A 17,254-nucleotide genomic window follows, 5' to 3' on the forward strand; every position below is an offset into this window, starting at 1 on the left:
ATGACCAATCCTCTCGACGCCCAGCCCGACGAACGCCGCGAGAACGCCGCTGAACCCGCGCTGCCGGAACGGCTGGCCCGCGCGATCACGCTCGCCGGCCCGATCCCGCTCTCGCAGTTCATGGGCGCGGCAAACGCGCATTACTACGGCACCCGCGACCCGCTGGGCGCGCGCGGCGATTTCACCACCGCGCCCGAGATCAGCCAGATGTTCGGCGAGCTGATCGGCCTCTGGCTGGCCGATCTGTGGGACCGCGCCGGCCGCCCGCCCGCCGCCCGCTATGTCGAGTTCGGCCCCGGCCGCGGCACGCTCGCATCGGATGCGCTGCGGGCGATGGGCAAGGCGGGGTTCGCGCCGCCGGTCGATTTCCTCGAAACCAGTCCGGTGCTGCGCGCCGCCCAGAAGGAACGCGTGCCGCAGGCCGAATGGCATATCGACCTGGTCGGCCTGCCCGACGATGCGCCGCTGCTGGTGGTGGCCAACGAGTTCTTCGACGCGCTGCCGATCCGCCAGCTGGTCCATACCGCGCAAGGCTGGCGCGAACGGCTGGTCGCCTGCCAGGATACGCTGTTCCTGCCGGTGACCGGCGATCGCGGCTTCGATCCGGTGATCCCGCCCGCGCTGCGCGACGCCGCACCGGGCGCGATCCTCGAGACCTCGCCCGCCAGCGTCTCGCTGCTCCGCGCGCTCGCCCAGCGGCTTCTGGCGCAGGGCGGCGCGGCGCTGATCCTCGACTATGGCTATGAGGGCCCGGCGATCGGCGACACGCTGCAGGCGGTGCGCGGCCATGCCTTCGCCAATCCGTTCGACGCGCCGGGCGAGGCGGATCTCACCGCGCATGTCGATTTCGGCACGCTCAAGGAAGCCGCCGAGGCCGAGGGGCTGACCGTCCACGGCCCGGTGACGCAGGGCGATTTCCTGAAAGCCCTGGGCATCGACGATCGCGCCCGCGCGCTCGCCCGGGCCGCGCCCGAGCGTGGCGATGCGATCGCTGCCGATCGCAACCGGCTGGTGGGCGACGACCAGATGGGATCGCTGTTCAAGGTGCTCGCGATCACCGCACCCGGCTGGCCGGTACCGGCGGGGTTCGCATGATCTACCGGGACGCCACCCCCGCCGATGCCGCCGTGCTGCACGCGCTGTACCGCGAGAGCTTCGTCGCGACCTTCGGCCATCTCTATGCACCCGAAGACCTGGCGCGCTTCTTTGCTCCACTGACCCTCGAGGCGCGCATCGCCGAACTGGAAGACCCGCATTGCGCCTTCCGGATCGTCGAAGATGCGCATGGAGCTGCAGGCTATTGCAAGGTCGGTCCACTGCACCTGCCGGCCGCAACGAAAGGGCCTGCGCTCGAACTGGACGAACTATACCTGCTCGATCGTGCCAAAGGCAGCGGCGCCGCGCAGACGCTGATGGATTGGGCGATTGCCACCGCCCGCGCGCGCGGCGCCGCCGAACTGTGGCTCTCCGTCTATGTCGACAACCACCGCGCCAAGCGCTTCTACGCGCGCAACGGTTTCGAGGATCGTGGACCCTATGCCTTCATGGTGGGCAACCATGCCGACGAGGATCGGCTGATGCGGCGGGCGCTGTGAGCGCGGTGGAAGCGATCCGAGCCCGGGCGCTGTCCGGCACGCCGCACGGCTTTCTCGGCCGTGCCGGGGGCGTGTCGACCGGCATGGTCGCGGGGCTCAACGTGGGCACGGGATCGAACGACGATCCCGCCGCGATCGCGCGGAACCGCCGGCTGGCGGTTCAGGCGGTGCTGCCGGGGGCGCGTCTCGTTACCGTGTACCAGGTGCATTCGGCCGACGCGGTGACGGTGATCGAGCCGTTCGACGAGGATCTCCGCCCGCGCGCCGACGCGCTGGTCACCAATCGTCCGGGTATCGTGCTCGGCATCCTTACCGCTGATTGCGCACCGGTACTGTTTACCGACCGCGAGGCCGGCGTGGTCGCTGCCGCCCATGCCGGCTGGAAGGGTGCGCTAGGCGGGGTCACCGATTCGACGATCGCCGCGATGGAAGCGCTGGGCGCCCGTCGCGAACGCATCGCCGCGGCGGTCGGACCCTGCATCGCCCGCGCCAGCTACGAAGTGGATGCCGGCTTCTTCCGCCGCTTCTGCGAGCAGGATCCGGCCAACGAACGCTTCTTCGCCGACGGCCGGCCCGAGCATTTCCAGTTCGATCTGGAAGCCTATGTCGTCCACCGACTGGCGCTGGCCGGGCTGCGCACGATCGAGGCGCTGGGCCTCGACACCTATGCCGACGAAGACCGCTTCTTCAGCTTCCGTCGCGCGACGCACCGGCTGGAGCCGGATTATGGCCGGCAGATCAGCCTGATCGGGCTGGCGGGGTAATCACGCCCAGGTAAAAGGCTGTCGTCCCGGCGAAAGCCGGAACCCAGTCGCCTCTCGGTCATAGCAAAAGTGGCGACGGAGACCCCATGGATCCCGGCTTTCGCCGGGATGACGATGGAGGGGTTCCGTGTCCTACGCCGCGTCTTCCACCCGCATTTCGGGCGGATGCAGCCGCAGCCGGTTCACCTTGCGCTCGTCGGCATCGATGACTTCGAGCTTCCAGCCGCTGTCATGCTCGAGGCATTCGCCGACCTGCGGCACATGGCCCGCGAGCACGAAGGCGAGGCCGCCGATCGTGTCGACATCCTCCTCCACCTCGGCCAGCCGCGGATCGACCGTCTCGGCGACGTCCTCCAGCTCGGCGCGGGCATCGGCTTCCCAGCCGCCGCCGTCGATCGGCACGATCAGCGCGGCGGGCGCCTCGTCATGCTCGTCCTCGATCTCGCCGACGATTTCCTCGATCAGGTCCTCGATGGTGATCAGCCCCTCGGTCCCCGAATATTCGTCGAGCACGATCGCAAGATGCGTGCGCTTCACCCGCATCTGCGCGAGCAGATCGAGCGCGCCCATCGATTGCGGCACGTACAGCGGCTGGCGGATCAGCGCGGCGATCGTCGGCGGATAGGCCTCGCCCTTGGCCAGGATCTCGAACACGTCCTTGATATGGACCATGCCGATGATCGTATCGAGCTCCTCACGATAGACCGGCAAGCGGCTGTGCCCCGCCTCGGCGAAGAGCTGGACGAGATCGGCGAAGCTGGTCTGCTCCTCGACCGCGATGATGTCGGCGCGAGGCACGCCGACGTCACCGGCATCGCGCTCGCCGAAATGCAGCAGGTTCTTGAGCATCTGCCGCTCGATCGGCGCGAGATCACCAGCGGGCGGCGTGCCGCCGTCGCTCTCATGCTCTTCGATGGCTTCTTCCAGCCGCTCGCGCAGCGTCTCTTCCTGTTCCTCACCGAACAGGAGCGTGCGCAGGCTGCGCCAGATTCCTCCGTTTTCGTGTCGGTGTTCGGGCGAGCCGGTACTGGGGCCCTCGTTCATGTTGGTGGTCAGTCCTCGCGTACGGGATAGGGATCGTGCAGGTTCAGGGCCGTCATGGCGGCCTGTTCCATCGCCTCCATGGCTTCCGCCTCGCCATCCTCGATATGGTCATAGCCTAGCAGATGCAGCATGCCATGGACAATCAGATGCGTGGCGTGATCTTCCACGGAAATGCCGCGCTCGCCTGCTTCGACCGAACAGACGCCGTGCGCAAGCACGATATCGCCCAGCAATACTTCGCCATCATCGCTGTTCTGGGTGACGGTATCGAGCAGATCGGGCTGGATCATCGGGAAGGACAGCACGTTGGTCGGCTTGTCCTTGGCCCGATACTGGCGATTGAGCATGTGGACTTCGTCGTCGCTGGTGAAGCGCACCGCGACTTCGATCGTGCTCGGCGCGCCCTGCCAGTCGGCATAGGGCGTCTGCGCGATCGCCGCGCCCGCCGCGCGCAGGGCGAGCGACTCCCAGTCGCCGTCCGGCCAGGGCGATTCGGGGAGGGCGGCAACGTCGAGCATCAGGCGAGGTCCGTTTTGGAGAAATCGTCGCCCTTGTAGAGCAGACGCGCGTCATGCGATTTGGCGCAGGCATAGGCGAAGCAATCGCCCATGTTGAGTCCGGCCGGGTGGCGCCCCTTGCCGAACTGCTGATAGGCATCGAGCGCCAGTTCCAGCTCGCGCGCACCGATCGGCACCAGCCTCAACCCGAGCTGATCGGCGTAGAGCCCGGTTTCCTGGCGCGCGGCGCTGATATCCATTTGGCGCGAACGCGAGAGCGCCGCGACGGTTTCCCACGCCGCCATCGCGGACCATAGCGCCGGCGTGCCCTCGACCGCCTCGACCACCAGCCGATCGCGCTCGGGTTCCTCGGCGATGATCGCGACCATCGCCGATGCGTCGACGAACAGCGTCAAGCCTCGCCCCACAGCTCGTCGAAAAAGGCCTTGTCGGCGGGCAGTCCGGTCGGGGGCGGCAACGGGTGGGCGCGGCGATGCGCGTCGAGCTTGCGCAGCACGTCCTGGGCCCGCCCCTTGGCCTCCAGCTCCGCCTTGCGCCGCAACAGGCTGTCGCGCACCGCCTCGGTCTTGGTGGTGCCGAGCGCAGCCGCCACCTCGGCGGCGAGCGCCGCGGTGTCCGGATCCTTGATATAGAGCGATGCCACGCCGTGCCTCCGAAAGGGATATCCCGAATGTAGGACGGGATATCCCCGCCTTCAACCTTCGCCCTCATAGGCGGCGACGATGCGGCCGACGATCGGGTGGCGCACCACGTCGCCCACGCCGAAGCGCACCATCGAGATGCCCTCCACGCCCTCCAGCCGGTCCACCGCATCGTTCAAGCCGGAGGCATTGGGCCCGCCGGGCAAGTCGGTCTGGTTGGGATCGCCGCAGATCACCATCCGGCTGTTCTGGCCGAATCGCGTGAGGAACATCTTCATCTGCATCGGCGTGGTGTTCTGCGCTTCGTCAAGAATGACGAACGCGTCCGCAAGCGTGCGGCCGCGCATGAAGGCGATCGGCGCGATCTCGATCTCGCCACTCGCGATGCGCCGCTCCACCTGCTCGGCCGGCAGGCAGTCGTAGAGCGCGTCGTAGATCGGGCGGAGATAGGGATCGACCTTCTCCTTCATGTCGCCCGGCAGGAAGCCGAGTCGTTCGCCCGCCTCGACGGCCGGGCGCGACAGGATCAGCCGCTGGACGCTGCCGGTGATCAGCTGCGCCACGGCCTGCGCCACCGCCAGATAGGTCTTGCCGGTACCCGCCGGCCCGAGCGCGAAGATCAGGTCGTTCGAGGCGAGCTCGCGCATGTAATGCGTCTGCGTCACCGAACGCGGCACGATCGTCTTCTTGCGCGTGCGGATCATGATCGAGGGCTTGGAGCCGGGATTGCCCGCCGGCTCGGCGCGCACGATGCCGGTGAACATCGGCTCGCTCGACATGGCGATCACCGCGTCGATCAGGCCGCCATCGACGTCCTCGCCGCGGATCACGCGGGCATGCAGTTCCTGCAGCACCTCGCGGGCATGGGCCACCACTTCCGCCGTACCCTCGATCACCACCCGCTGGCCGCGCGCGTGGATGTACACGCCCAGCCGCTCCTCGAGCATCAGCAGGTTGGAATCGAATTCGCCGAAGAGCTGCGGCAGGAGCTGGGGCTTGTCGAAGGTCACCTCTACCCGGGAACGTTCGCCGGACTGGGCGGGGACAGGCTTGCGGCTCATGCGGTCCTTTCGATGTTGGCGACGGGCGCGAAGTTCCTGGCGCTCCAAAGGAGCAAAGCCTGGCAGGGGACGGAGGTTCCGTGGCGCATCGTCACGCCGGAAGATGACAGAGGTTCGGCAGGTTGCACAGGGGATAGATGGGGCGTCCCCATCGATAGCGCCACAGTGTGACCGGCGAGCGACAGCGCGGGCCCCAAATCCGTGCGCTTCCGTGCTCAGGCCGCGACCAGCTCCCTTCCGCCCAGCGAATTGGGGCCGGCGCTGACCAGTTCCACGTCGATCAGATCGCCGATCCTGGCATTGGTCTCCAGATGGACCGACTGCAGCCAGGGCGACTTGCCGATCATCTGGCCGGGGCGACGGCCCACCCGCTCGATCAGCACCGAACAACGGCGACCGACGCTCGCCTGGTTGAACGCCTGCGAATCGCGCGCCAGCGCCGCCTGGAGGCGCTGGAGCCGCGCATCGGCCACTTCGGCGGGCAGATACTGGTCGACGAGTTCGGCCGCCGGCGTGCCCGGGCGCGGCGAATATTTGAAGCTGAAGCACTGGGCATAGCCGACCGCGTCGACCAGCTGCAGCGTCTCCTCGAACTCCGCCTCGGTCTCGCCGGGAAAGGCGACGATGAAGTCGCCCGACAGCGCGATATCCGGCCGCGCCGCACGGACGCGTTCCAGGATGCGCAGATAGGAATCGCGGGTGTGGCTCCGGTTCATCGCTTTCAGGATGCGGTCGCTGCCCGCCTGCACCGGCAGGTGCAGGAACGGCATCAGCTTGCCCACATGGGCGTGCGCCTCGATCAGTCCCTCGGCCATGTCGTTGGGATGGCTGGTGGTATAGCGGATGCGGGCCAGCCCCTCGATCCGGTCGAGCGCCACGATCAGGTCATGCAGGCCCCGGCCGTCGTCATCGCCCCAGGCGTTGACGTTCTGGCCGAGCAGGGTGATTTCGCGCGCGCCGGCATCGACCAGCGCCTTCGCCTCGTCGACGATGGCCGCATAGGGCCGGCTCACCTCGGCGCCGCGGGTATAGGGCACCACGCAATAGGTGCAGAACTTGTCGCAGCCTTCCTGCACGGTGAGGAAGGCGCTCGGCCCCACCTTGCGGCGCGCGGGCAGTTTGCCGAACTTGCTGGCGATCGGCATGTCCGTATCAAGGCCGAGCTGGCCCTCGGCCGCCTTGGCGACCAGCTCGGGCAGGTTGTGATAGGCTTGCGGGCCGACCACCACGTCCACCTTGGCGCGGCGGGCGATCTCCTCGCCCTCGGCCTGGGCGACGCAGCCGGCGACCGCGATCATCGGCTTGCCGCTCTCGCGCAGCTTCAGGCGGCCGATCTCCGAATACACCTTCTCGGTTGCCTTTTCGCGGATATGGCAGGTGTTGAGGACGACGAGATCGGCCTGATCCGCCTCGGCGGCGACAAGGCCCTGGGCGGCCATCAGCTCGCCCATGCGCTCGCCGTCATAGACGTTCATCTGGCAGCCATACGACTTGACGTGATAGGTCTTGGGGGTGGTCATGATCGGCGCGCCTATACGCGCAAATGGTGGCGAGAAACAGGCCCTGGGGCGTGTTTGCGAGGGCAGCGCCACCCCACCCGTCATCCCGGCGGAAGCCCGGATCCATTGGGGTCTCCGTTCCCGCTCTAGCTGGCAGCGATAGGCGACTGGATCCCGGTTTCCGCCGGGATGACGGTTTATAGGGAGGGCCTGGCCATCCCTGCCGCCGGCGTCTTGTACCCGATCGGATCGTCGGCGAAGCGGAACGGCCGCAGCGGCTCGCCGAGGGTGCGGACCAGCGCCGTCTCGATCCGCCGCCGGCTCTCCGCCGCGATTGCCTTGCGGCCGGGAAAGTCGCGCGGGTCGAACGGCTCGAGGAAATGGACCCGCAGGCGGAAGCGCTGCTTGCGCGCCAGAACGCGCTTGGCGTTGTTGAGCCCCCGCTCCTGCCCGATCCAGGCGATGTCGTCGGCAGCGGGGCCATAGTCCAGCATCACCGGCTGCACCATCACGCCGGGCGGCGGCGGCTCCAGCACGCGCAGCATGGGCGTCTTGAACGGCAGCAGCGAACGGCCATCGGTGGTGGTGCCTTCCGGGAACACGGTGATCGCCCAGGTCTCGGCAAGCGCCGCGCGCAGCTGATTGATCTGCTCCGCCACGCCCATCCGATTCTCGCGCTTTACATAGACGGTGCGGTTGAGCCCTGCGAGCCAGCCGACCAGCGGCGAGGCCCCGATCTCCGCCTTGGCGACGAAGGCGGTGCCGCTCGCCCCGCCCAACGCCAGGATGTCGATCCAGCTCAGATGGTTGGAAATGTAGAACACATCCCGCTTCAGCGGCGTGCCGACGCACTTGACCTTGGCACCGGCGATCCGCGCGGCGCTGGCCAGAAACAGCCGCGGCCAGGGCGAGGGCAGCCGCACCAGCCGGAACAGGTAATGGAGCGGGATGTGGATGAGCAGCGCCAGCGCCAGCCGCGCGACGCGAAACCAGACGCGCGCGGCCTCTCCCGCGGTCAACCGCGTGGGCAGCCCCTGGGTCGCTTCCTCGCGGCGGCGCCGGGCGCGCTCAGTTCTTGCGGTCGAGCGCAACCCCGTAGAGTTCCATGCGGTGGTCGACGAGGCGGAAGCCCAGCCGCTCGGCGATTTGCTTCTGCAGCAGCTCCAGCTCGGGATCGACGAACTCGATCACCTTGCCGCTTTCGACGTCGATCAGGTGATCGTGATGCGCCTCGGGCGCCGGCTCATAGCGGGCACGGCCGTCACCGAAATCGTGGCGATCGAGAATGCCCGCCTCTTCGAACAGGCGGACGGTGCGATAGACGGTGGCGATCGAGATGCCCGGATCGATCGCGGCGGCGCGCTCATATACCTTTTCCACGTCGGGATGATCGTCCGCGTCGGACAATACGCGCGCGATCACCTTGCGCTGTTCGGTGATGCGCAGCCCCTTTTCGTGGCAGAGCGCTTCGAGATCAATCTTGCGAGCCATGACACCGCTGTAGCGCCATCCGTGCCAACGGAAAAGGGCAAGCCGTCGGATCTCTCGAGACGAAAACGCCGGCCGCGGACAAGGTCCGGGCCGGCGCTTCTATCTGCTGTCCTGGGGAAGGACGGATCAGCGCGTCTTGCGACGCTTGGTGCCGAGGCCGATCTTCTTGGCCAGGCTGCGGCGCTGTTCCGCATAGTTGGGGGCGACCATCGGATAGTCGGCCGGCAGATTCCACTTGGCGCGATACTGCTCCGGGGTCATCTGATAATGGGTCATCAGGTGACGCTTCAGCATCTTGAGCTTCTTGCCGTCTTCGAGGCAGACGATGTAATCGGGCTTCACCGAAGCGCGCACCGAAACCGCCGGCTCCTGCTTCACTTCCGGCTCGGGCTGGACGGTGCCGAGACCGCTAAGCGCGCCGTGCACGTTCGAAATCAGCTGCGGAAGGTCCGACACGGCAACGCTGTTGTTGCTGACATGCGCAGCAACAATATCCGCGGTCAGCGCGATGAGGGTTTCCTGAATTTCAGATGAAGCTTCCATGATGTTCCTTTCGACCCATTAACGGCGACTATTGCTTGCTGTCACCTGATCCGCTCTATCGTTCGACACACAACGATTGGCAAGATATCAAGTCGCAAGTCGAGTAAAAATTTATCGAAGCGGCCGTGCCAAAGTGAGAGCATTGAACGTCTGGCCATTAGTACCGCGATAATAGCCGCGCCGTTCGCCGACCTTTTCGAATCGCTCGCGGTGGTACAACCGGATCGCACCATTGCCTTCACGGACTTCCAGATGCAGCTTTTCCGCGCCACGATTGCGCGATTCCGCAACAACTGCTCGCAGCAGCGCACCGCCCACGCCGCGCCCGCGCGCTGCGGGGCTGGTGGCGAGCAGCAGCAATTCGGCTTCGTCGAGCATCGCCCGTGCCATCGCGAACCCGCAATCGCGCCCGCCGACGCTGGCGACCAGCAACCAGACACCGGAAAGTGCCATCATTCCCATGCATTGCGGATGGGTCCAGGCTTCGCCAAATTGGGAATCGAACGCCGCCTGCATGATGCGAAGTACCGACGGCAGGTCCTGCACCCCGCCCTCGCGCAGCTCGATCGGCTGGGGTGCCGCGCTCATGCCAGGCCGCGCTCGGCCAGGGTCTTGGCGTCCGGTCCGCGGCCGTAGAGCGGGCGCGGCGGCAGGGTGGTGAATGCAGGAGGCAGCAGCAGGGCGTCGGCTGCGCGCGGAAGCGCCTCGCGAAGGTCCAGCCCCCCGGCAAGTGCAGCGAGATGGCGGACGCCACTGCCGATCGCGGCACGCCCGTCGAGCGCGGCGAGCGCCACATCCGGACGCAGGGACGCCAGCGGTGCGGTTTCCATCAGCGGTGCCGAAAAATGCTGAACGAACACTTCGCCATGCCCACCTTCCAGCACCACGGAAAGGCGATGAAGGTCCGGATCGGAGGCGAAACCGGCTGCCGCAAGCAGCGCCAGCGACGAATAGCCGTGGACCGGCACCCCCCAGCCGATCGCCAGCCCCCGAGCAGCGGCGAGTCCCACCCGCACCCCGGTGAAACTGCCCGGGCCGACATCGACGAGGATCGCGTCGGCGCGCCCGCCACCGGGAAGCGCGCCGATCATCGGAATCAGACGCTCGGCATGGCCGCGACCCACGATTTCGTGGGCCTGGGCCAAGACGGTGTCGCCCGCCAGCAGCGCCACCGAACAGGCAGCGGTTGCGGTTTCGAGGACGAGAATGCGCGGGGCGTCAGCCATCGCCCCGCGCTAGCCAAAGAAACGGGGGCAGGTCAAATCACCGTGTTGAACTGATCGAACGCAGGACGCGGCGATCGCGCGAAGATCGTTGTCGGATCCCCCACGCCGAAGGTCGAGATGAAGTTCGACTTCACGCCGGGCTGGTCGCCGAAGAACGCGTCATCGACCTTCGCATTGTCGAAGCCGGACATCGGCCCGGTATCGAAGCCCAGCGCACGCGCCGCGATGATGAAATAGGCACCCTGCAGCGAGGAATTGCGGAAGGCCTGCTCGCGGCGGCCCTCCTCGGTGGGGAACCAGTTCTTGGCTTCGGGGGCGTGCGGGAACAGCTCCGGCAGATGTTCATGAAAGTTCACGTCATAACCGATGATCACGCTGGCCGGTGCCTTGCGGATCTTCTCGGCATTGCTGCCGCTGGCAAAGCTCGCCAACTTGTCCTTGCCGTCCTGGCTCAGGATCCAGACGAATCGCGCCGACTGCTGGTTGACCGAGGTCGGACCCATCTTGAGCAGGTCGTAGATCGCCTCGATGTCCCCGCGCTTGATCGCCTGGTCGGTATAGCCGTTATAGCTGCGGGCGGTACGGAAGATCGTGTCGAGGGCAACGTCGTTCAGCGGCTGGCCCATGGCCTGCGGTCCTTTCGTGCGGGGGAGGCGGGAAGCGGGCGCGCGCTCAGATGGCGCGCACCTCGGTGACTTCGGGGACGTAATATTTCAGCAGCTGCTCGATACCGTTCTTCAGCGTCGCGGTGGACGAGGGGCAGCCCGAGCAGGCGCCCTGCATCTGGAGGAACACCTTGCCCTCGTTGAACCCGCGATAGACGATGTCGCCGCCGTCATTGGCAACCGCCGGGCGAATACGCGTATCGATCAGCTCCCTAATCTGCGCGACGATGTCGGCATCCTCGGGGTTGTCGCCGAAGTCGGCGCTTTCCGGCGGCACGCTGAAGCCCGCAGCCGAGCCTTGCAGGAACAGCGGCATGTTGGCCGAGAAATGATCGAGCAGGATGCCGAGCACGTCGGGCTTGAGCCCGCTCCACTCCACGCCCGGCCCTGCGGTGACCGAGATGAAATCGCGGCCGAAGAACACGCCGGTCACGTCGCCCAGCGCGAACAGCGCGGTGGCGAGCGGCGACGCCTCGGCCTCCTCGGGGCTGGCGAAGTCGCGGGTGCCCGCTTCCATCACGATCCTGCCGGGCAGGAACTTGAGCGTGGCGGGGTTCGGCGTGGCTTCGGTCTCGATCAACATGGCGTTCACATGGGCGTGTCGTTGCGCCGGATCAAGCGGCACCACGGGAAACACAAGGTTGCCCGGCCATACCCCCTCCCCTGCCCGGAATGCATCGTGTAGGTCCGCCCGCGATGTTTAGCCGTCCGCTGCTCGCTTCGCTGATCCTCGGCCTCGTTTCCGCGACCGGCTTCGCGCCCCTCGAATGGTGGCCGCTCGCCCTGCTCTGCTTCGCCGGCCTGTTCGCGCTGGTCCATGCGGCGCCGACGCTGCCCCGCGCCCTGCTGCGTGGCTGGCTGTTCGGCCTCGGCCACTTCACGGCGGGCGACAACTGGATCCAGCACGCCTTCGGCTATCAGGACAAGATGCCGCCGGCGCTCGGCTATTTCGCCGTGGTGCTGCTGGCGCTCTACCTCGCCATCTATCCCGCGCTGGCGATGGGCGCAGCCTGGCTGTTCGCGCGCAAGGTGAAGGCGAAATCGGGCTGGATCGAGCCGGATCTCGGCTATGTGCTTGCCGCCGGCGCCGCCTGGATCGTCACCGAATGGCTGCGCGGGTGGGTGTTCACCGGCTATCCGTGGAATCCGCTCGCCGTGCTGTGGGTCCCGGTGCCGGGCGTGCGCAACCTCGCGACGCTGCTCGGCACCTATGCGCTGTCGGGCGTCACGATCATCATTGCCGGCTGCCTCTATCTCGCCGTCCAGCGCCAGTACCGGCCGCTGCTCGCCGCCGCTGGCGCGTTGCTCGCGCTGAACCTCGGCTGGTCGGATCGCTGCGACCGGATGCCGTGCATCAGCACCGCCAGCGGCACGGAGGTGGTGATCGTCCAGCCGAACATCGGCCAGGACGCGGTCAGCCGCCCCGATTATGCCGAGTTCCTGCTCAACCGGATGATCGCGCTCAGCGGCAAGCCGGGTGCGCTGCCGCGCCTCGTCGTCTGGCCCGAGGGCATGGTCGATTACTTCGTCGAGGACGGCTATCCGGTGCAATGGTACCGGCAGGACCCGCGCCTCGTCCGCGCACGCATCGCTGCGGTGCTCGGCCCGTGGGACCGCGCGCTGATCGGCGGCAACGCACTGCAGTTCGGCCGCGACGACCAGCTGCAGGGCGCCGGCAACTCGGTCTGGGCGCTCGATCCCGACGGGATGCTGGACGGCCGCTACGACAAGGCGCACCTGGTGCCGTACGGCGAATATCTGCCGATGCGCACGCTGCTGGCGCCGCTCGGCCTCGCCCGGCTGGTGATGGGCGACGTGGACTATCTCTCCGGCCCCGGTCCGCGCGCGCTCGCGCTACCCGGCTTCGGCAGCGCCGGCATCCAGATCTGCTACGAGATCATCTTCTCCGGCCAGGTCGTCGACCGTGCCCATCGCCCGGACTTCCTGTTCAACCCCTCGAACGACGCCTGGTTCGGTCGCTGGGGTCCGCCGCAGCATCTGGCGCAGGCGCGACTGCGTGCGATCGAGGAGGGGCTGCCGATCCTGCGGTCTACCCCCACCGGCATCTCGGCGCTGATCGACGGGCATGGCCGCCTGCTCGGCACGGTGCCGCCGGGCCGGGCCGGCGCGATCCGCCTGCCGCTGCCGCGCCCGCTGCCCCCCACGCTCTTCTCGCGGGTCGGCAACGGGATGGTGCTGCTGGTCGCGGCGCTGTGCGGATTGTTCGCGATTGCCAATCGGCGCTTCGCCCGTTAGGGAGTTGATATAAGGAAAGCTTTATATGGGCATGGCAACGGCCCGGCGATCCTTCCCAACCTGAGGAATTTTCATGCGTTCCAACTACCTCTTCACGTCCGAGTCCGTGTCCGAAGGCCATCCGGACAAGGTCGCCGACCAGATTTCCGACTCGATCGTCGACCTGTTCCTGTCGAAGGATCCCGAAGCGCGCATCGCCTGCGAGACGCTGACCACCACCCAGCTCGTGGTGCTTGCCGGCGAAATCCGCTGCAAGGGCGTGTACGAGAATGGCGAATGGGCACCCGGCGCGCAGGAAGAGATCGAGAAGACCGTCCGCGAGACGGTGAAGCGCATCGGCTATGAGCAGTCGGGCTTCCACTGGCAGACCTTCCGCTTCGAGAACAACCTGCACGGCCAGTCGGCGCACATCGCGCAGGGCGTGGACGCGAGCGGCAACAAGGACGAAGGCGCCGGCGACCAGGGCATCATGTTCGGCTTCGCCTGCGACGAGACCCCCGACCTGATGCCGGCGACGCTCGACTACAGCCACAAGATCCTCGAGCGCATGGCCGCCGACCGCCACTCGGGCGCGGCACCGTTCCTCGAGCCGGACGCCAAGAGCCAGGTCACCCTGCGCTTCGACAACGGCAAGCCGGTCGCCGCCACCGCGATCGTGGTCTCGACCCAGCATGCGCCGGGCTATGACCAGGGCGAGAAGGAAGCCGAGCTCCACGCCTATGTGAAGAAGGTGATCGCCGAGATCCTCCCGGCCGAGCTGCTCTCGGACGCGACCGAATATCACATCAACCCGACCGGCTCGTTCGAAATCGGCGGCCCGGACGGTGATGCGGGCCTGACCGGCCGCAAGATCATCGTCGACACCTATGGCGGCGCCAGCCCGCATGGCGGCGGCGCGTTCAGCGGCAAGGACCCGACCAAGGTCGACCGTTCGGCGGCGTACATCACCCGCTATCTCGCCAAGAACATCGTCGCGGCCGGCCTCGCCAAGCGCTGCACGATCCAGCTCGCCTACGCCATCGGCGTGTCGAAGCCGCTGTCGCTCTATGTCGACACCCACGGCACCGGCACCGTCGGCGACGACAAGATCGAGCAGGCGATCCAGGGCATCGAGAAGCTGGGCGGCCTCACCCCGCGCGGCATCCGCACCCATCTTGGCCTCAACAAGCCGATCTACCAGCCGACCGCTGCGTACGGCCATTTCGGCCGCAAGCCCGAGGGTGACTTCTTCCCCTGGGAGCGCACCGACCTGGTCGAGGATCTGAAGGCCGCGCTCGCCGCCTGATCCGACCTCCGCATCGCGAACGAATGGGCCCCGCCGGTATCCGCCGTGCGGGGCTTTTTCGTGGAAGTTGCGACCGTTCGTTTCGTCATCGGCCTATAAGGAGAGTCGGCCCGCATGGTTAACGCGGGGCATGAAGGAGTAACGGATGGTTCTCGATAGTGAGGACTGGCAGCCCGCGTCCCCCCAGGGGCTGCATCTTGCGTTCCGCCCCGTTCACGACGTCGTCGGCGGGCGGGTGTTCGCCTATGAGGCACTGCTGCGCGGCCCCGACGGCGAGGAGGGCGAAGAGATCCTCGCCCAGATTCCCTCCGAACGGCATGCCGAGCTCGATCGTCGCGTTGCCGCCGGTGCCGTCTACCGAGCGATGACCGCAGGGCTCGGCGCGATCCCGGCGCGCCTGATGATCCCGATCTACGCCCCCGCCGCCGCCTCCGCACAGGCGTCGCTCGCCGCCGCGACGGAAGCGGGTCGCCGCACCGGGCTGGTGCCCGAGCGCCTCGTCTTCGGGGTCCACGGCTTTGGCGACCTGCCCGGCCAGCTGCTTGCAGACCTGGTGGAAGGGCATCGCCGCGCCGGCAGCGCCACGGCCTTTGTCGGACTCGGTCACGATCCGGTCGGCTATACCGCCTGTGTGCGCTACCGGCCCGCGATGGTGCGCCTCGACAGCGACCTCGTACACGGCATCGACTCCAGCTGGTCGCGACGGCTGATGCTGGAAGAGCTGGTGCCCCGCCTGCGCGACCTCGGCATGCGGGTGATCGCCGACGGCGTGGAGCATGAGGGGGTGCTGCAGCGACTGCGCAGCCTCGGCATCTTCCACGTTCAGGGCGACATGGTAGCCCCGCCGATGCCCGGCGTGCTGCCCCCCACCCGCATCCTGCGCCCAGCCGCCGCGGCCTGACCCGCTCGGGGTCAGCCCCGGCGGCGGCGTCAACGCTCGGGTAACGGATTGCAATTATTGTCCAGGGTACGGGGATCAAGATTGGAGATGCCCCGTGCTCGACCAAATCGTCCCCGTTCCGCGCCAGGAACCCATTCCCCGGGACTGGTTTGCGATGGCGTTCCAACCGGTCGTCAACACCTCGACCCTTATCGTCACCGCCTATGAGGCAACGTTCCGCGGCCCCGAGGGCGAGAGCCCGGCCGCGTTTGTCGAGACGGTGCCAGAGGAAAAGCGCGCCACCTTCGATCTACGCTGCCGCGTCGCCGCGCTGGAGCAGGCGATGGCGCTGGGCATTACCGAGCGGCACACCCGGCTCGCCGTGAAGGTGATGCCGCGCTACATCACCGATCCCGTCGCCGATGCCGATCGCATGCTGCGGATCGTCCGCCGGCTGGGCTTCCCCGCGCGTGAGCTGGTGTTCGAGTTCAGCGATCGCGATCATCTCGAAAGCGACAAGATGCTCGGGTTGATGAAGGCCTATCGCAAGCTGGGCTTCCTGATCGCCTTCGACGATTTCGGCGCAGGCGACATGGGACTGGACCTGCTCTCTGCCTTTACGCCCGATACGCTGAAACTGGCACCCGAGCTGGTTCACAGCCTTTGCAGTAGCTGGGCAAAGAGGATCGTGGTCGAACGGGTGGTGGAGATTGCCAAGCGAGGCCGGATCCGGCTGATCGCCGAGGGCGTTTCGACCCGTGCCGAGCATGATCGACTTCGCTCGCTTGAGGTCACGTTGATGCAGGGCGATCTGATTGCCCTGCCGCAGGTAGGCGTCCTGCCGTCACCGGCACTCCGTCTCAACGCTGCCGCCTGAGCGACGACTCCCTCCGAATCGGGGGAGTCGCGAAGGCAACCTTCGTAGATTCCCCATTCGGACGAATCCGCTGCGGCGACGCACGGAATGGGCCGGGCCGGCGACTTTGGTTACCCAATCTTCAGGTTCGGAAGAATCGGGTAGAGGAGCACGGATCATGGCAAACACGATGAACCTGCGGATCAATCTGCGGCCGCTGACGGCGCAGGGCCAGGCCGAACCGTTCGCCTGGCACGCCGCCATTCACGCCCCTGCCCAAGCCTTTCATACGGCCGATGCGATCCTGCCGCGCGAAGATCGCACCGCATTGGAAGGGGTTCGCCTTGAACGTGCCTTTGCCGAGGCAGCCGAGGCCCAGCTGGCCGAGTCGGGCGGCCTGCTGATCGTGCCGGTCCAGCTCCACGCCGGCGCTGCCGACCGGTTGCTCACCCACTTGTTCCGCGCCGCGCTGCGTCACCGCTTTCCGCTGGACCGTGTCGTCGTCGAGATCAGCGCGGACGAGACCGCCGATCGCGATGCCGCCGCAGCGATGATCCACGCCTGCACCGATCGCGGCCTGATGATCGGCCTCGCGGATTTCGACGCCGGTCCACTGGCGCTTGGGCTGCTCGCCCATTGCTCGCCGCGGCTGATCCGTCTGGCGCCGGCGCTTGCCCACCGCCTCGACGTCGCCCCCGCGCGCGCGCGGCTGGTCGAGGGCGTGCTGCGCCTCGCCCGCGGCATGGGCGTCACCGTCGTCGCCCCCGCCCCGACCGAGGAAGCCGAACACCGCGCCGCCGTCGCCGCCGGCCTTCGCCACTTCGAGGGCGAACTGCGCATCCAGCCGCGCGTCCGTCGCTACACCCACCCGGTGCGCCGCTGGGGCGCGGCGTTCGCCACCACCCGCCTCGCGGCCTGAACCTGAACCTC

The 17,254-nt window shown here is 67.4% G+C and carries 21 protein-coding genes; 8 read left to right on the top strand and 13 right to left on the bottom strand.

Features of this window, described 5'->3' with window-relative positions; translation table 11 throughout:
• The 3 genes from KK7_RS0105825 to pgeF are packed head-to-tail and all read left to right on the top strand — an operon-like array spanning nucleotide 1 to nucleotide 2,359.
• Entirely contained in the window at nucleotides 1-1,095 is a 1,095-nt protein-coding gene (locus tag KK7_RS0105825; protein WP_010543701.1) for a class I SAM-dependent methyltransferase, read from the top strand.
• Nucleotides 1,092-1,595: a GNAT family N-acetyltransferase gene (locus KK7_RS0105830; RefSeq protein ID WP_010543702.1), complete on the top strand. Its 504-nt coding sequence runs from the start codon at nucleotides 1,092-1,094 to the stop codon at nucleotides 1,593-1,595. Before KK7_RS0105825 ends, KK7_RS0105830 begins: the two co-directional genes overlap by 4 nt.
• Nucleotides 1,592-2,359 carry a peptidoglycan editing factor PgeF gene (gene pgeF, locus KK7_RS0105835; RefSeq protein ID WP_010543703.1) on the top strand — a complete coding sequence of 256 codons (768 nt, stop codon included), beginning with the start codon at nucleotides 1,592-1,594 and terminating at the stop codon, nucleotides 2,357-2,359. The genes KK7_RS0105830 and pgeF overlap by 4 nt, the downstream gene beginning before the upstream one ends.
• A gap of 132 nt (nucleotides 2,360-2,491) precedes the next feature.
• On the opposite strand, the gene KK7_RS0105840 is transcribed toward pgeF, so the two are convergent.
• From KK7_RS0105840 to KK7_RS0105900, 13 genes are all read right to left on the bottom strand, one after another.
• Entirely contained in the window at nucleotides 2,492-3,403 is a 912-nt protein-coding gene (locus KK7_RS0105840; RefSeq protein WP_010543704.1) for a hemolysin family protein, read from the bottom strand.
• Between the two features lie 8 nt (nucleotides 3,404-3,411).
• Nucleotides 3,412-3,921 (bottom strand): rRNA maturation RNase YbeY, encoded by a 510-nt coding sequence (gene ybeY, locus KK7_RS0105845; RefSeq protein ID WP_010543705.1) that lies wholly within the window; start codon nucleotides 3,919-3,921, stop codon nucleotides 3,412-3,414.
• Complete coding sequence (locus tag KK7_RS0105850; RefSeq protein WP_010543706.1) at nucleotides 3,921-4,316, bottom strand: type II toxin-antitoxin system VapC family toxin; 396 nt, start codon at nucleotides 4,314-4,316, stop codon at nucleotides 3,921-3,923. Before KK7_RS0105850 ends, ybeY begins: the two co-directional genes overlap by 1 nt.
• Entirely contained in the window at nucleotides 4,313-4,564 is a 252-nt protein-coding gene (locus KK7_RS0105855; protein ID WP_010543707.1) for a type II toxin-antitoxin system VapB family antitoxin, read from the bottom strand. The genes KK7_RS0105850 and KK7_RS0105855 overlap by 4 nt, the downstream gene beginning before the upstream one ends.
• A 51-nt stretch (nucleotides 4,565-4,615) precedes the next feature.
• On the bottom strand, nucleotides 4,616-5,623 hold the full coding sequence (locus KK7_RS0105860) for a PhoH family protein (protein WP_010543708.1): 1,008 nt from the start codon (nucleotides 5,621-5,623) through the stop codon (nucleotides 4,616-4,618).
• Between the two features lie 215 nt (nucleotides 5,624-5,838).
• Entirely contained in the window at nucleotides 5,839-7,143 is a 1,305-nt protein-coding gene (gene miaB, locus KK7_RS0105865) for a tRNA (N6-isopentenyl adenosine(37)-C2)-methylthiotransferase MiaB (protein ID WP_010543709.1), read from the bottom strand.
• A gap of 176 nt (nucleotides 7,144-7,319) precedes the next feature.
• Nucleotides 7,320-8,141 carry a lysophospholipid acyltransferase family protein gene (locus KK7_RS0105870; RefSeq protein WP_010543710.1) on the bottom strand — a complete coding sequence of 274 codons (822 nt, stop codon included), beginning with the start codon at nucleotides 8,139-8,141 and terminating at the stop codon, nucleotides 7,320-7,322.
• A 49-nt stretch (nucleotides 8,142-8,190) separates the two neighbouring features.
• Nucleotides 8,191-8,613: a Fur family transcriptional regulator gene (locus tag KK7_RS0105875; RefSeq protein ID WP_010543711.1), complete on the bottom strand. Its 423-nt coding sequence runs from the start codon at nucleotides 8,611-8,613 to the stop codon at nucleotides 8,191-8,193.
• Nucleotides 8,614-8,739: 126 nt separating this feature from the next.
• Nucleotides 8,740-9,156: a Ros/MucR family transcriptional regulator gene (locus KK7_RS0105880; RefSeq protein ID WP_010543712.1), complete on the bottom strand. Its 417-nt coding sequence runs from the start codon at nucleotides 9,154-9,156 to the stop codon at nucleotides 8,740-8,742.
• A gap of 111 nt (nucleotides 9,157-9,267) precedes the next feature.
• Nucleotides 9,268-9,744, bottom strand: coding sequence for a GNAT family N-acetyltransferase (locus tag KK7_RS0105885; protein ID WP_010543713.1), 477 nt, complete (start codon nucleotides 9,742-9,744; stop codon nucleotides 9,268-9,270).
• Entirely contained in the window at nucleotides 9,741-10,382 is a 642-nt protein-coding gene (gene tsaB / locus KK7_RS0105890; protein WP_010543714.1) for a tRNA (adenosine(37)-N6)-threonylcarbamoyltransferase complex dimerization subunit type 1 TsaB, read from the bottom strand. The genes KK7_RS0105885 and tsaB overlap by 4 nt, the downstream gene beginning before the upstream one ends.
• 32 nt (nucleotides 10,383-10,414) lie before the next feature.
• A complete protein-coding gene (locus KK7_RS0105895) occupies nucleotides 10,415-11,008 on the bottom strand; it encodes a malonic semialdehyde reductase (protein ID WP_010543715.1) in 594 nt (197 codons plus the stop codon).
• 46 nt (nucleotides 11,009-11,054) lie between these two features.
• Nucleotides 11,055-11,630 carry a NifU family protein gene (locus tag KK7_RS0105900; protein ID WP_010543716.1) on the bottom strand — a complete coding sequence of 192 codons (576 nt, stop codon included), beginning with the start codon at nucleotides 11,628-11,630 and terminating at the stop codon, nucleotides 11,055-11,057.
• A 113-nt stretch (nucleotides 11,631-11,743) separates the two neighbouring features.
• Between KK7_RS0105900 and lnt the strand changes: the two genes are divergently transcribed.
• The 5 genes from lnt to KK7_RS0105925 all read left to right on the top strand — a co-directional run bounded on the left by lnt (nucleotide 11,744) and on the right by KK7_RS0105925 (nucleotide 17,243).
• The gene (lnt, locus tag KK7_RS0105905; protein ID WP_010543717.1) at nucleotides 11,744-13,303 is read left to right on the top strand and encodes an apolipoprotein N-acyltransferase; all 1,560 of its coding nucleotides are present in this window, start codon (nucleotides 11,744-11,746) and stop codon (nucleotides 13,301-13,303) included.
• Nucleotides 13,304-13,376: 73 nt separating this feature from the next.
• The gene (gene metK / locus KK7_RS0105910; RefSeq protein WP_010543718.1) at nucleotides 13,377-14,588 is read left to right on the top strand and encodes a methionine adenosyltransferase; all 1,212 of its coding nucleotides are present in this window, start codon (nucleotides 13,377-13,379) and stop codon (nucleotides 14,586-14,588) included.
• A 145-nt stretch (nucleotides 14,589-14,733) separates the two neighbouring features.
• The gene (locus KK7_RS0105915) at nucleotides 14,734-15,489 is read left to right on the top strand and encodes an EAL domain-containing protein (protein ID WP_010543719.1); all 756 of its coding nucleotides are present in this window, start codon (nucleotides 14,734-14,736) and stop codon (nucleotides 15,487-15,489) included.
• 94 nt (nucleotides 15,490-15,583) lie between these two features.
• Nucleotides 15,584-16,345 carry an EAL domain-containing protein gene (locus tag KK7_RS0105920; protein WP_010543720.1) on the top strand — a complete coding sequence of 254 codons (762 nt, stop codon included), beginning with the start codon at nucleotides 15,584-15,586 and terminating at the stop codon, nucleotides 16,343-16,345.
• A 157-nt stretch (nucleotides 16,346-16,502) separates the two neighbouring features.
• Nucleotides 16,503-17,243 (top strand): EAL domain-containing protein, encoded by a 741-nt coding sequence (locus tag KK7_RS0105925; protein WP_010543721.1) that lies wholly within the window; start codon nucleotides 16,503-16,505, stop codon nucleotides 17,241-17,243.
• Nucleotides 17,244-17,254: the final 11 nt, after the last annotated feature.

Source organism: Sphingomonas elodea ATCC 31461, from assembly GCF_000226955.1.
Classification (GTDB): Bacteria; Pseudomonadota; Alphaproteobacteria; order Sphingomonadales; family Sphingomonadaceae; genus Sphingomonas; species Sphingomonas elodea.